The organism is Prevotella sp. C0209C1 (genome assembly GCF_056583855.1).
The window spans coordinates 20,978-36,344 of sequence record NZ_JBWPJP010000007.1; the positions used below are offsets into that span (position 1 = coordinate 20,978).

Here is a 15,367-nt window from a genome sequence, read left to right on the forward strand (position 1 = left end):
TATAAATCCTCTTATGTATGAAACTATTCCTATAACTATTCATCTACTTTTTTTACAGCTAAAAGTTATAAGTGTCTTTAGGGTCTTTAGGAAACAGCTTAAACTCATATCCTTGTTCCTTAAGCCATTGCAACGATTCCGGGAGAGCCGTTTTTAGCTTATCAATACTTTTTAAAGAGTCATGAAAGGTTATTATAGATCCGTTACGAGCATATCTTTTTACATTGTCTACAACATCTTTTGCCGTAAGATATTTAGAATAATCACGTGTAACAAGATCCCACATTACTACACGATAATGTTGCTTAATCCACCAATATAACGTGTGGCGTAATATACCATGTGGTGGACGGAAATATGGCGACTTTATTATAGCATCTGCCTTTGTAACATCTATAGCATAAGTTAAAGTCCAATGCTTAAAAGATCCTAAATGATGATAGGTATGATTTCCTACCATATGTCCACGTTTTTTTATCTCTTCAAATAATTCTGGATACTTTGCTACATTATCAGCAACTACAAAAAACATCGCTTTTGCTTCAAACTCATCTAACACATCAAGAATGAATGGTGTTGCTTCTGGTATTGGACCATCATCGAAAGTAATATAAACAGAATGATCTTTCTTGTCCATTCGCCATAAAGCATGAGGATAAAAAAGCCTAAGCCATCGTGCTGGTTGTTCTATAAGCATTTATAATATTATTTTTTTATAAACAATTTAAATAATGAAAAGCCGAGAGATAGTCTTTATCTTAAACTATCCTCGGCTATAATTTCTGCTCTGTTTTTCTATTGTCCGTAAGATCTTAAAGCCCCACCTAATGCCTCAAAGTTTTGCATAAGCATACTTAATTCTTTTGCATGTTTAGCTGCCCATGAAGAATTGAGCATTTTGTTATCCTGAATAATGTTCATCATTATTTGGAAATGCATCTTACATGACTCTTGCGTCATATCAAAATAACGACTATTAAGACTCATATAATAATTGACATACTGCTTAGAGTTTTTCCAAAGCTTGTCATATATTTGGGTAGCCTTGACTTTCTTTCCAAGTAAAGAATAAGCTTTTGCTAAGCTTTCAGCACCACTCATATACACACATGGTACTACCGAAAAAGGTATTTCTTTATCAACCTTTTGTAAAACCTTCAATGCTTTATCCTTTTTACCTTCTGCTATAAGGTTTAAAGCTAACTGACCTATCTCACGCCGATGAGTATAAGCCATACGAGCAATAGTTTCATCAAGATAGAAATGAGGATTAGAGAGCCCACCCCATTTAAACTTATGCATAACAGCATCATACGTTTTCTCTGCATCATAATTACGAATACTTAACGTCTTACCAGCGTTATTTTCTGTAGTAGTAAATGGAGTAATTCTATAAGCTAAACCTTCTTGTATGAAGTTGTCGCCAAGATTCATGAAATTTTCTCCTCCTACTGTAATTGCTACATATAGAGGACGAGTCCAATTAGTATTCGCAATCATTTCAAGCATCATCAAGTCGTTCTTATATAGAGCATCTTTACCTTTTAACGAAATAATCATCTTATCTGGTATAGAGCCTGAAGGCAACATCATGCCACTACGTTTTACCGCTTCTTTATCTATTGTCATATAAATAGTATCAGTAGGAATAACATGCGTTTCATCATCTTTAGAACGTACCCAATACCTCAAAATATTCTTCAATTCAAAAGGATCTTTGCCAAAAACCCTCTTTGCTTCTGCTGGATTTTGATGATAAAACTCTTTTATCTGCTCCTTTAATCCTGGCTGTATTGGTATCATTTCGTTAGTCCCACTTACGTAATCTAAACGCCGCCATTTAATAGGCACACTTGGAGAGTTATAAGCTGGACGGCGCATCTGGTCAATGTACCAATCTGCCTGCAGATAATTTAAGTTACATACACGTACATCTGTACGCACACCTTCTACCTCCTGATTATACCATAATGGGAAAGTATCATTATCGCCATTAGTAAATATTATAGGATTACCTTTCTTTTGTAGTGAATTAAGATAATTTTGTCCGAAATCTCTACAAGCATAACGCCCTGAACGGTCGTGGTCGTCCCATGTTTGAGATACCATTTGAATAGGAACAAGTAAACATATTATACTAACAACTGCTGCTGAGACTACTGCTGGCACTTTAAGTTTTTTAGCCCAATCATATAAAGCTGCAACACCCAAACCACACCAAATAGAAAAAGCATAGAATGACCCTGCATAAGCATAGTCACGCTCACGTGGCTGCCCAGGATATTGATTAAGATATAATACGATAGCTAAACCTGTCATAAAGAACAGGAAGAAGACTACCCAAAATTGTTGAATCCCACGTTTTCCACGCCATGCTTGCCAAAAAAGTCCGATTAATCCGAGTAGTAAAGGCAAGCAATAGAACACATTATGACCTTTGTTCGCTTTCAAATCGTCAGGCATCAAACTTTGATTACCATACAAAGCATTATCTATAAATGGTATACCTGTTATCCAATTACCATGCTCAGGCTCGCCATTCCCTTGTATATCGTTTTGACGTCCTGCAAAGTTCCACATAAAATACCTCCAGTACATGAAATTACACTGGTATGAAAGAAAAAAGCGAATGTTCTCTGCTTGTGTAGGCATCTTCACACCATCTACATCATGACCTGTAATACCTCCCATCCATTGCTCATATTGTCCTGCATGTTGATAATCCCACATTCGTGGAAAAAACATATTCTGTGAATATTGCAATTTATCTTTAGTGCGGACAACAAAATACGAATCCTTCTCCGTAGGTGAGGCTTTCTCCTTACGCTCATAAACAGGCGCACCTTTTGTGAACTTGTAATGCTGCCCATCTTCAGCTACTGCTGGCTGACTTGAATAAGCCTGACCATAAAGCAAAGGATAATCACCATACTGATTTCTACTCAAATAACTTCCTAAAGTAAAAATATCTTCTGGCGAATTTTGATCCATTGGCGGATTAGCTGTAGATCTAATCACTATTAATGCATAGGAAGAATAGCCTATAATAAGCATCAACATACATAGCAACGCTGTGTTTTTTATACGAGAAGATATAAGAGGTGTTCTACCATTTTTACCACCTATGGTTCTTTTACACTTTACATGCAATACACCAAAGACTATTGCAAGTATTACAATGCCTGTAAAAAAAGCCTTCCAACCAAAGCCTACAAAAGGAATACCTATCAAAGCTAAAGCTACTAAAAAAGCAATATTCTGACGCTTCTCATTACTATTTTGATAAGTTTCATAAATAGCCCAAATAAACGAACCTATCAATAAAATAATATAAATAATAGTACCTGTATTAAAAGGCATTCCCAAGGTGTTTGTAAAGAACAATTCAAACCAACCTCCTACGGTAATAATTCCCGGCACAACACCATAAAGCACAGCAGCAACCAATATAATAGATATTAGCAAAGCTATAAGAGAGCCTTTAAGATTAGCATTTGGATATTTCTTATAATAGAATACTAAAACTATAGCAGGTATACAAAGAAGGTTTAACAAATGAACACCAATAGATAGACCTGTCATATAAGTTATAAGTACTAACCATTTATCAGAATGTGGCTTATCAGCATTATCCTCCCATTTAAGTATAAGCCAAAACACTACTGCTGTGAAAGCCGAAGAGTAAGCATATACTTCACCCTCTACAGCAGAAAACCAAAAAGTATCACTCCATGTATAAATAAGAGCGCCTACTAACCCTGATGCTTCTATTGCAATAAGTTTTGGCAAAGAAATACTTCCTTTCTCACGCACTATAAGGCGACGAGTAAGGTGAGTAATAGTCCAAAAAAGAAACATAATACAAGTAGCTGACAACAAAGCACTCATTGTGTTTACCATTCTTGCCACTTGCGTAGGATCACTGGCAAAGTGTGAAAAAAGATTAGCTGTTATTGCAAAAAAAGGTGCCCCAGGAGGATGTCCTATCTCAAGTTTGTAACCTGTTGTGATAAATTCAGGGCAATCCCAAAAGCTCGCCGTTGGCTCGATAGTGGAAACATAGGTAAAAGCAGCTATAAGAAAAGCCACCCAGCCTAAAATGTTATCCACAAGTCTAAACTTTTTCATATATTTATTCTGTTTTAAAAATAATTGCAACTAACTAATAGTAGCTATCTTATTTTATTAATTCTACGATATTTGTTGCAAAGATACCAATATAAATTATATTATATAGTGAAAGCTATAAGAAAAAAACAAAAAAAAACTTAGATAGAAAATATTATAAAATAAACCCATAGATACCAAATTTAAGCTAAACTTTGAATAACTCTTATTTTATTACAGTAAAACTAACTTTTCCACACCGTACTTCTCTTAGTATTCTGTTAAATAGAAACTTTGCTTTTAAGTATACCTTTAATTATAAAATAAAAGAGCCGCTCTTGTTATAAGAACGGCTCTTTTTATATAATATCAGTAAATTATTTATATTAGAAGAATAAATAGCGATTATCTACAACATGAGCTTTAAGCACTAAATCCTGCATAAAACCGCCTACTATTTGCATTGACTGCTGAGATAACTGCTGCTCAAGCTGTGCCTCATTAAACTTAGACCCTGCTCGCATAGCTTTCTTTAATACTTGGAAAACATATACCCCAGCATTACCCTTTACTGGTTTTTTAGAGAACTTGCCTTGCTCTGTAGCTGCTACGGCACCAGAAAGCGCTGGCTCAACAGCACCTACCGACTGAATAAATGCTGGTGATGCAAAAGTAATCTGGTTAACTATAGATACTTTAGCTCCCTTAGCTTGAGCTGCAGCTATAGACTTTACACCTTTTAATTTTGCCATTAGAACTTCAGCTTTCTTATCTTTCATTACTTCACGCTTTAGAATTTCTTTCACCTCAGCATCATTCCATGGACGATAACCCTGCTCATGAATCCCGTTCAGAACAAGTACCAACATGTGATCATTATCCCCTACTTCAAAAAGAGGTGAAATATCCCCTTGCTTAGCCTCAAAGATCCATTTCAAAGCATCTCGTGTGCCACGGATACCTGCCACATAATGCTCTGCAGTGGTTATACCTTTCAAGTCCTTAACTAAATAACCATATCTACCAGCATTCTTTTGAAGATCTGCTAAAGTAGTACTTTTAGCTACAAATTCAGAGAATTTATTATATGCTATACCTCGAGTTTCTTTTGAGAAATCAATAGCTTTCTTTATAACTGCAGCAACCGACTTAGTTGTCATTGCTCGTTTTTCAAGAACTTCTACAATAACGTTTCCTTGTGTCAAAGCTACGTTTTGGATAGCATTAACCTCTCCCTTTAACAATGACAGTAAAAAAGTACGATTATCCTGTCCTATACTTGGAGCAGATTCATATTGCTGACCTATGAGCCATGCCTTTGCACCTGTCTGACCATAACGCTTAGCAATAGTAACAAAATCAGCTCCTCCTGCCAAAGCCTTTTGTATAGAGTCTGCCTTTACCTTAGATTCTTCTGGAGTGTTTGCTACAACCTGTATCTGACGGAACTCTACAGAGTCTGGCAATTGCTCTTTAGAAAGAACACGGATAATATTTAAGGTGTTGTCTTGAGTGTTTTCAGTAACTCCTGTTGTACCTACATCTAAAGTTTCTATCTTAGAAGCTATGTCAGGATATTGCTGATAAGCCTTACTACTTACAGGAACATCAAGATAAGGTATTATGCTACCACTCTTACTTACAACAGAAGAAACATCGGTAGTTGTAGATAATTCCTTTTGCAAACTATTCATATTATTCATTATAGCTCTACGATCGGCTGCACTTGCCTTAATCTGAACATCTACATACTTAACATCACGACTTTCTACTGCTTGACGGAACATACCCTTTAGCTCATCATACTTTGCCTTTAAATCATCATCAGATATTTTTATATCGGCATCTTTTACACTGCTATAAGGAAGTGTAGCAAGCTGTATCTGAGCTTCTTCATTATTATCTTTAAAAGCTAACTTAGCCTCAACCTTATTAGAAAGCACACAAGAGGCAAGCAAGCTCTGATATTTCTGACCAAGAAGCTGCGAACGAAGATTCTTCTCTACAAACAACCAATAGTTGTAAATGCTCTGCATCTGCTCTAACTGTGGAGAATTAGTATCTTTTGCTTTATTATAACTATCAAGAAATTGTTTTAATATATTAACATCAAAACGCCCTGTCTGCTGATTTACAAAAGGGGTTTGCGCTAAAGCAGGATTAGTACCATCACTGAGCACATTCTGTATTTCTTGCTCTGTTACTGTTAATCCTACCTTCTTAGCATCTGCCTCTAATACACGATTACTAACAAGCTGATGCCATACCTGATCTTTTACCTGATTTAGCTCTTGTTCTGATAAGTTATCACGCTGCATAGTTAGCTTAATAGCCGACTGATATTCATCTATTAATTTCTGAAAATCCTGATTACTAATCTTTTCACCAAGAATTTCTCCTACTTGCGAACGTTGCTCGTTTTTCAAACCGGAACAAGATCGTGCTCCTTCCTCTACAAGGAAACCAAGCAAAGCCAAGCCGATAACGATCATAAGTAAAGTTCCTTTACTTCTAATTTTACCTAATACTGCCATTTTATATATTTATTTTATTTCTTAATTATTATCATTTTTAAAAATTGCCTACAAAAATACAAACAAAAATACAATTAACATAATTTCTGATGTATTTAATCTTTAGATAATACTTTTAATTTAACAAGTTCTATCTTTGTCATTGTCTTTTTTATAATACGAAATTCATAATTATCCACCTTTATTACCTCATTTAGTTTTGGAAAACTTTGATACGTATGTAGAAGCAATCCGCTTAATGTCATATACTCATCACTCTCTGGAAGATTAATATTAAACAGATCATTCACCTTATCTATCTCAAGACGAGCCGACAATAAATACTCTCCATTACCCAAATCTTTTGCTATATACTTAGCATTATCATGCTCATCTTCTATATCTCCAAAGATCTCTTCTACTATATCCTCTAAAGATACTATACCACTTGTACCACCAAACTCATCAACTACCACCCCTAAACTTTTCTTCTGTTGTAGAAAAATCTTCATCAAATTTTGAGCAGTCATTGTTTCTGGTACAAAAGGCATTTCAAGAATATGTTCCTGCCAACTTTGTTTATGACGGAAAAGCTCTGAAGAATGAATATAACCTTTTATATGATCTATATCTTCTACATAAACTAATATCTTAGAATTACCACTTTCTATGAAACGTTGCAAAAGCTCTTCTGTTGTACAATTTTCCTCTACTGCATTAATCTCTGTACGAGGAACCATACAGTCGCGTACTTTTATTTCAGAAAAATCTAAAGCGTTTTGAAATATCTTCACCTCTTCTTCTATATCATCTTCGCTTTTTGCATTATCTATAGAACTTTGTACAAGATAATCAAGATCCACTTTTGAAAAGGTTTCACTACTCCTCTCCTCATTCATTTTGACACCTAACAGCCTCAAAAATATCTTTGCTATAAAAGTAGCAAACCTGCTTATGGGCCAAAGGATAATAAAAAAAAGATAAGCTAATGGCGCAAAAAAAGTAAGTAAACGATTAGGATTACTCTTAAATAACGACTTAGGTAAAAACTCGCCTGTAAATAATATTACCATTGTTGATAACAATGTATCACAAAAGACGCGTGTAGCAGGCTCAAAAGAAGAAAATAATGTGGCATCAAATATCTTTGCAAATAAGATACCATATATAACTAATACAATATTATTTCCTACAAGCATCGTAGAAACAAAGCCATTTGGGTTTTTATAGAACTGAGAAAGACATCTCTGTGCTAACCCATTCCTTTCTTTATCCATTTCGGCAAGCATACGATTACTTGCCACAAAGGCTATCTCCATTCCTGAAAAGAATGCAGATAACACCATTGTTATGACAATTCCTATAATAGAGTTTATAGTCACTTTTTTAGTTTTTTTATTTATTATACACCGGACCCTTAAAGTTATCTCGATGTAAAGTATCTATAGGAGCAAAAGCAGGAGTAGGTGTCGTTGCCTCGCCATCATCTTTAGGCTCCGAAAAAACACTCCAGCCTTTTGGATTTCTAATTTCATAATCTATCATTTGCTCATCGCTCTTAAACCACGTGCCGCGCATTTCCTTATCTGGTGTCTTTAGATAAGAATAAGCATGCGACCATAGAAGATGGTCGCGTTCGTCCCAAGTAAGCTGATTACTTCTAAAAATAAGTCCGTTTGCAGTAAGCACACGTACACGCCCACGAAGCTCCCAACGCTGCAACTCATCGTAATACACTGCTGTATCGCTCTGAATATATCCTACTACATGCTTCTTTAAATCAAACTGTGTTAGCAAAATACCTTTATTAAAAGTCCATCGTGAAGGCTTCTTATTTTGATTTACCTCCCACTCTTCTGTTACTATACGATATTTTATAACCCCTGAATCGGATATAAGAGTATTTACACCATAAGTAGTCATTACTGCTACTGAGTCCCGTTGATGTATAGCAGGGGCTATATGCTCCTGTCCTTTATTACATGAGCATAATAAAGAATAAGACCCTAATAAGGCAAATATAACAACTACAGAATAACAGAAAGAGCTTTTCATCGATCCTTTATTCTACCTTAAACTTAGCAAACCAACGCTCATTAAACGTTAGAGATACGTTAATACGAAACATATTCTCCTTTACCATTCCCATAACACTCTGATTAACCCACTCTGCACTAACATTAAGCATACTATAACGACTATATCCACTCGTTAAAGGTAGGCCTACACCAATAGTAGCAGCAAACTCTTTAGGTCCATCATGACCATTTATCTTAAAATAAGGCATTGCATAACTAACTCCTGCACGAAAATGCATACGATTAATATATTTACTATATTGATCTCCATTAGTATAGTCTGCACCAAGAGATACTTTATGACGATTCTTATACAAATCTTTTACCATATTATACCTTCTTTCCTTTCCTATACCAACAAGCTGTGGCATTTCTAAGCTACTCCATTTCTGAAACTGATAATCAACTCCCATTTTTAACTTGTTATGATGATTATACATTATACCTGCTCCAAAGACGTGAGGCAACTTAAGTTCTCCATTTGCTCTATAAGTAATACTGTCCGAAACGCTTGTCTGAGGATTAGTTGATATTAATAAACATTCTGGATTTCCTTTCAGCTTATGTCCAAAAGAGTATGTAGCTCCAAGGGTAAACTCATCTTTATTTTTCAAAGGAAAAGTGTACTGTATACCAAAATCTGCCTTATAACTTCTAACCGTAGTATTATAAACCTTCGACAAGGTATTGATACTTCCTTCACTATAAGTATTATCTATTCTATGCTGCAAATCTCCCCAAAGATAAGCAATATTAAAACCTATAGAGAGATTAGATAAAGGCGAATAGCCTGCTCCTAAATATATCTGATGAAGACCACCACTTCCACTATATATATTAGTATAAGTAACATCAGGAGACGATGTGCTTGGAGAATCATTCACATTTGATGTTATACTATAATTATAACCTATATTAGTATAAGGTAATAGCCCAAAGCTAACACCAAAATGCTTAAAAAGGCGAAACGACGAGACAACATACTCAAAATTAGCATTCTGTGCACTTCGTTTTACACCTCCCTCTTCAAAGTTAGTAAGCTGTAAACCTAAACCTGCATCAAACAAAAACGTAAGCGAATCGACAGAAGCATACGAAGCCGGATTTTGATAATTTACCTGATTTTGTTCATGAAAGCCATAAGCAACACCTGCCATTCCACGATTAAAACTTGTAGATAGTGGCGATATTGTTCCTAATCCAAACCTACTATATGGGGAGTTTGTACTACTTTGGGCAAATGCCACCATTGATGACAGGCCTATCACAATTGATACTATTATCTTTTTCATTATGCTTATGACTGCTTGTTATTTACACGTTATAATATATACAGGGTACAAAGTTATTAAAAATTTTTGGTGTTAATAGAAATACACCCGCATAATTTGTTTTTTTAAAGCTTTCTTTGGCAAATCCCTTTTTTCTATTACCTTTGCAAATAATATGAGAAGTCGCTACGTTTACATATTTATTATTAGTTTACTTGCATCTTTACAAGCATGGGCAGAAACGCCTATTGTAGAGCCTTCACATCTTAATCCTAAGACTTTACAAATATCATTGCTAACATGCTCCCCCGGCAAAGAGATATGGGCATTGTTTGGACATACTGCTATACGGTTTAAAGAAGATAACGCTTATGCCTACGATGATAATTTCGACATTGTGGTAAACTATGGCATGTTTTCTTTTAATCAGCCCCATTTTATCCCTCGCTTTGTTTTAGGAAAGACCGATTATCAAATGGGAATTGTTCCGATGAATATCTTTATGAAAGAATATGCTTACGAGGGCAGAGGCATAACAGAACAAATTCTTAACATTTCTGACAAAGACAAAGAAGCCATTTTACAGGCTCTTATAACAAACACCTTACCTGAAAACATAACCTATAGATATAACTTCTTTTACAATAACTGTACAAGCAAGGCAAGAGATCTTATTATAGACAACCTTAATGGTAAAGTAAAATATAACAGGAATATAGAAAACGTTAGTTTCAGAAATATTATTCACCGTTATAATAATGTAGATAAATGGGCACAACTTGGTGATGATATGCTGCTTGGAGTAAAAGCTGACAAGCCTACCAACAGGCAAGAGCAACAATTCTTGCCCGATAACCTTATGCACGATTTTGCTTCTGCTACATACGATGGTAAGCCTTTAATAAGCAAAACTAATAAGCTCCTACGTGTTATACCACACAAAACAAACACAACAGATTTTAGCTTTAGCGACAACTTTATACCATCACCGATGATTTGTGTTATAATCTTTATCATTATAACTTTTATTATTAATCTCATCGAAGTAAAAAAAGTAATAGCAATATCGCTTTGGGACTCTTTTCTAATGATTTTTACAGGCATTATAGGAATAATTCTCACTGTCATGATTTTCTCAGAACACCCTTGTGTTAATGCTAATGGGCTTATCTTTATCTTTAACCCACTACCTCTTTTCTTCCTTTATACTACTATAAAAAGAAACAAAACTCTAAAGAAAAACATCTGGTGGAAGCTATGGGCTATACTTATTATAATAGGACTTCTTATAGGGTTTATACAATATTACCCCACTCCTGCTGTAATTGTGGCATTATTCTTGCTCCTTAATTGTGGAGTACATATATTAATTGAACACGAAAACAAACTTAAAACGGTAAAATAGTGTCGTCTACAAAAATGAATAAATATATAACAGCTTTCCTCGTAGTGTTAACCGCTACGGGCGTAGAGACACAAACTTACCAAGCTATACTGAAAGCAACTTTAGGCGATGCCGCTATAGAAAATCTTTATACATATCAGGACTTTAAAGACTTAGAAGATAATATCACCAACATCATAAAGCTACTATATGAAGAACATAAAGATAACAAAACACAGCCTATACAAGAAAAATACTTTATATGCCAAGTAGACACAACTATTATTGGAAAAATAACAGATTGTTGCCTCTTAAATATCAATAATAATAAGGCTAATTTACCATACAAAACTATAACAAACCCTATTTTTATTAGAGGTCCAAACTGTTAGTATTTTTTTTTACAATTACATATCAAAAAATAAAGGATAACAGTTTACTGTGCAAAAGATAACCTTTTACACTACAAAAGGTAACCTTTTAAAAACAACAGGTAAAGCTCTGATATTTAAATATTTCAAAAGGAGCATACCATAAAATAACAATAAAACATAGAAGTAATGAATTTTAACAAAATATTAAAAGCCATTTTCGGAGATAAGTCTTCACGCGACTTAAAACTTATACAGCCACTTGTAGACAAGATAAAAGCTGCTTACCCAGAGATACAAGCACTTAGCAACGATGAGCTACGTGCTAAAACAAAAGAAATAAAACAGTTTGTACAAGATGCAGCTAAAGAACAACGCGAGAAAATAGCAGAACTACGTGCCACCATAGAGGGCACACCAATAGAAGAACGTGAAAATATCTTTAACCAAATAGATAAGTTAGAAAAAGAAGCTCTCGACAATTACGAAGCTGCTCTCGACGAGGTAATGCCTGTAGCATTCTCTATTGTAAAAGATACTGCACGCCGCTTTGCTGAAAACGAAGAAACTATAGTTACAGCAACCGACTTTGATCGCAACCTCGCTGCCGACCCTACAAAAGACTTTATCTCTATAGAAGGCGACAAAGCACACTATCATAACCATTGGACTGCTGGAGGAAATGACCTGAAATGGGAAATGATACACTATGATGTACAGCTTTTCGGAGGTACGGTACTTCATCAAGGAAAGATAGCTGAAATGGCTACTGGTGAGGGAAAAACACTTGTTTCTACTCTTCCCGTATTCCTAAACGCGCTAACAGGTAATGGTGTACACGTAGTAACTGTAAACGACTATCTGGCAAAGCGCGACTCTGAATGGATGGGACCTTTATATGAGTTTCACGGGCTGTCTGTAGACTGTATTGATAAAACACAGCCTAACTCTCCTGAACGACGTCAAGCCTACCAAGCAGATATAACTTTTGGTACCAACAACGAGTTTGGTTTCGACTATCTACGCGACAATATGGCTGTATCACCTACCGACCTTGTTCAGCGTCAGCACAATTATGCTATTGTTGACGAGGTAGACTCTGTATTAATAGACGATGCACGAACACCTCTCATCATAAGCGGTCCTGTGCCTAAGGGAGATGACCAGATGTTTGAAGAGTATCAGCCTTTAGTGCAAAATCTATACGAGGTACAACGAAAGCAAGCTACAGAACTTCTATCAGAAGCACGTTCCAAAATAAGCAAAGCACAGAAAATGCCTAACGGAAAAGAGGCTTCGCAGATGTTAGAAGAAGGGTTCTTAGCTCTTTACCGTTCGTATAAAGCACTACCTAAGAACAAAGCTCTTATAAAATTCTTATCAGAAGAAGGTATCAAGGCTGGTATGCTCAAAACAGAAGAGTATTACATGGCTAATAATAATCGAGAAATGCCCAAGGCTATAGAGCCTCTTTATTTTGTAACAGAAGAAAAGATGAACTCGTGCGACCTTACCGATAAGGGGTCTGCATGGTTAGCTACACAAGTAAATGATGCTAAACTCTTCGTTTTACCTGACATAACTACCGAGCTTTCCGATCTTGAAAAACAAAAAGAAGACAAGCTTATTAACGAGCAAGAGTACATCGACAAAAAAGACGACATAATGAATAACTATGGCATTCAGAGTGAGCGAGTACACACACTGCAACAATTGCTGAAGGCTTATACCATGTTTAACAAAGATGATGAATATGTCGTACTTAACGGAGAAGTAAAGATTGTAGATGAACAGACGGGACGTATCATGGAAGGACGTCGCTGGAGCGATGGCTTACACCAAGCTGTAGAAGCAAAAGAACACGTTAAAGTGGAAGCTGCTACACAAACATTTGCTACTATAACGCTACAAAACTATTTCCGTATGTATCACAAGCTCGCTGGTATGACAGGTACTGCATCAACCGAATCGGGAGAATTTTGGGATATATACAAGCTCGATGTTGTAGAAATACCTACTAATAAGCCTATATCACGTCATGATTTAGAAGACCGTGTCTACAAAACTGCAAGAGAAAAATATGCTGCTGTTATAGAAGAAATTATCGAAATGCGCAATGCAGGACGACCTACCTTAGTAGGTACTACGTCGGTAGAGATAAGCGAACTTCTAAGCAAAATGCTTAATATGCGTAAGATTCCTCATCAGGTGCTAAACGCTAAACAACATTTAAAAGAAGCTCAGATAGTAGCAGAGGCTGGTCGCTCTACTAATGGTTTAGGAGCAGTAACCATAGCCACTAACATGGCAGGACGTGGTACTGACATTAAGCTATCACAAGAGGTAAAAGAAGCTGGCGGACTTGCTATCATTGGTACTGAACGGCATGAGAGCAGACGTGTAGACAGGCAGCTTCGTGGTCGTGCAGGACGTCAAGGAGACCCAGGCTCTTCTGTCTTCTATGTATCTCTCGAAGACAAACTGATGCGCCTATTCGGGTCAGAACGTATCGCAAAAGTTATGGACCGTTTAGGATTCGCTGAGGGTGAACGCATAGAAAGCTCTATGATCTCTAACAGCATAGAACGCGCTCAAAAGAAAGTAGAGGAAAACAACTTTGGTATCCGTAAACGTTTATTAGAATACGATGATGTGATGAACAAACAACGTACTGTAATATACGAAAAAAGACGCCACGCCTTAATGGGAGAACGCATAGGTATGGACATATCTAACATCATCTGGGATAGATGTGTGAACACTCTTAACAACCAAACGTATGATGGTTGCGTAGAAGATTTTTTAAAGATTTTGTCTATAGAATGCCCTTTTACAGAGGAAGAATTCAACACTATACGCCACGATGAGCTTGCAGAGAAATCTTTCCAACAAGCAATGGCAGCCTTCGAACGTAAGACAGAACGCATACAGACTGTGGCATGGCCTATCATAAAAGAAGTGTATGAAAACCAAGGCTCTATTTATCAACGCATCATGGTTCCTATTACTGATGGTAAACGCGTATACAATATACCTTGCGACTTAAAAGAAGCATACGACACAGAAGCCAAATCGGTTGTGAAACAGTTTGAGAAAAGCGTACTACTACATATCATTGATGATGATTGGAAAGAGAATCTACGCCAGCTCGACGAACTGCGCCACTCTGTACAAAACGCTTCTTACGAACAAAAAGATCCTTTGTTGATATTCAAACTTGAAAGCGTTAAGCTATGGGACAATATGATTAACGATCTTAATAACAGAGCTGCAAGCGTCTTAATGCGTGGTCAAATACCAGAAATGCAGGGAGAACCCCCAGTAGAAAACACTAATACTGAGGCTCCAGCACCAAAGTATGTTGAACAAAAAGAAGAACTTGTAGACGAAAACCAATTAGCTGCCGCTTCACAAGACACACGTCAGGGAGCACAAAATGTTACTCGTACTCCATATATAGCAGAAAAGACTCCACGTCCTAACGACCCATGTCCGTGTGGAAGTGGTAAGAAATTTAAGCATTGTCACGGCAGAAACTTATAAAAGAACAAGCCATGTTTACCTATCAACTATATGGTAAACATGGCTTTTTACTTACGTACAATATAAAAAAAGTGGAGACTTTCCTATAAAAAACATATAA

At 36.1% G+C, this 15,367-nt stretch carries 9 protein-coding genes; 3 read left to right on the forward strand and 6 right to left on the reverse strand.

Annotation, left to right across the window (positions count from 1 at the left end; all coding sequences use genetic code 11):
* Positions 1 to 58: 58 nt before the first annotated feature.
* The 6 genes from AC1DCD_RS03050 to bamG form a co-directional block, all read right to left on the reverse strand.
* Positions 59 to 697 carry a polysaccharide deacetylase family protein gene (locus AC1DCD_RS03050; protein ID WP_008449306.1) on the reverse strand — a complete coding sequence of 213 codons (639 nt, stop codon included), beginning with the start codon at positions 695 to 697 and terminating at the stop codon, positions 59 to 61.
* Positions 698 to 795: 98 nt separating this feature from the next.
* The gene (locus tag AC1DCD_RS03055; protein ID WP_464640382.1) at positions 796 to 4,128 is read right to left on the reverse strand and encodes a protein O-mannosyl-transferase family; all 3,333 of its coding nucleotides are present in this window, start codon (positions 4,126 to 4,128) and stop codon (positions 796 to 798) included.
* 365 nt (positions 4,129 to 4,493) lie between these two features.
* Entirely contained in the window at positions 4,494 to 6,641 is a 2,148-nt protein-coding gene (locus AC1DCD_RS03060; RefSeq protein ID WP_464640380.1) for a peptidylprolyl isomerase, read from the reverse strand.
* Positions 6,642 to 6,736: 95 nt separating this feature from the next.
* A complete protein-coding gene (locus AC1DCD_RS03065; protein WP_008449320.1) occupies positions 6,737 to 8,002 on the reverse strand; it encodes a hemolysin family protein in 1,266 nt (421 codons plus the stop codon).
* Between the two features lie 13 nt (positions 8,003 to 8,015).
* Positions 8,016 to 8,675 carry an LPS export ABC transporter periplasmic protein LptC gene (gene lptC / locus AC1DCD_RS03070; protein WP_464640378.1) on the reverse strand — a complete coding sequence of 220 codons (660 nt, stop codon included), beginning with the start codon at positions 8,673 to 8,675 and terminating at the stop codon, positions 8,016 to 8,018.
* Between the two features lie 7 nt (positions 8,676 to 8,682).
* The gene (bamG, locus tag AC1DCD_RS03075; RefSeq protein ID WP_464640376.1) at positions 8,683 to 9,990 is read right to left on the reverse strand and encodes a BamG family beta-barrel-assembly machinery protein; all 1,308 of its coding nucleotides are present in this window, start codon (positions 9,988 to 9,990) and stop codon (positions 8,683 to 8,685) included.
* A gap of 154 nt (positions 9,991 to 10,144) precedes the next feature.
* On the opposite strand from bamG, the gene AC1DCD_RS03080 reads away from it, so the two are divergent.
* The 3 genes from AC1DCD_RS03080 to secA all read left to right on the forward strand — a co-directional run bounded on the left by AC1DCD_RS03080 (position 10,145) and on the right by secA (position 15,267).
* Complete coding sequence (locus tag AC1DCD_RS03080) at positions 10,145 to 11,374, forward strand: lipoprotein N-acyltransferase Lnb domain-containing protein (RefSeq protein ID WP_464640374.1); 1,230 nt, start codon at positions 10,145 to 10,147, stop codon at positions 11,372 to 11,374.
* Positions 11,375 to 11,388: 14 nt separating this feature from the next.
* On the forward strand, positions 11,389 to 11,745 hold the full coding sequence (locus AC1DCD_RS03085) for a hypothetical protein (protein WP_019035607.1): 357 nt from the start codon (positions 11,389 to 11,391) through the stop codon (positions 11,743 to 11,745).
* Positions 11,746 to 11,913: 168 nt separating this feature from the next.
* Positions 11,914 to 15,267: a preprotein translocase subunit SecA gene (gene secA, locus AC1DCD_RS03090; RefSeq protein ID WP_464640372.1), complete on the forward strand. Its 3,354-nt coding sequence runs from the start codon at positions 11,914 to 11,916 to the stop codon at positions 15,265 to 15,267.
* The last annotated feature ends 100 nt before the right edge of the window (positions 15,268 to 15,367 follow it).

Coding starts and splice junctions, on each gene's coding strand:
- AC1DCD_RS03050 (WP_008449306.1), bottom strand. CDS start 697: ATGCTTATAGAACAACCAGCACGATGGCTTAGGCTTTTTTATCCTCAT.
- AC1DCD_RS03055 (WP_464640382.1), bottom strand. CDS start 4,128: ATGAAAAAGTTTAGACTTGTGGATAACATTTTAGGCTGGGTGGCTTTT.
- AC1DCD_RS03060 (WP_464640380.1), bottom strand. CDS start 6,641: ATGGCAGTATTAGGTAAAATTAGAAGTAAAGGAACTTTACTTATGATC.
- lptC (WP_464640378.1), bottom strand. CDS start 8,675: ATGAAAAGCTCTTTCTGTTATTCTGTAGTTGTTATATTTGCCTTATTA.
- bamG (WP_464640376.1), bottom strand. CDS start 9,990: ATGAAAAAGATAATAGTATCAATTGTGATAGGCCTGTCATCAATGGTG.
- AC1DCD_RS03080 (WP_464640374.1), top strand. CDS start 10,145: ATGAGAAGTCGCTACGTTTACATATTTATTATTAGTTTACTTGCATCT.
- AC1DCD_RS03085 (WP_019035607.1), top strand. CDS start 11,389: ATGAATAAATATATAACAGCTTTCCTCGTAGTGTTAACCGCTACGGGC.
- secA (WP_464640372.1), top strand. CDS start 11,914: ATGAATTTTAACAAAATATTAAAAGCCATTTTCGGAGATAAGTCTTCA.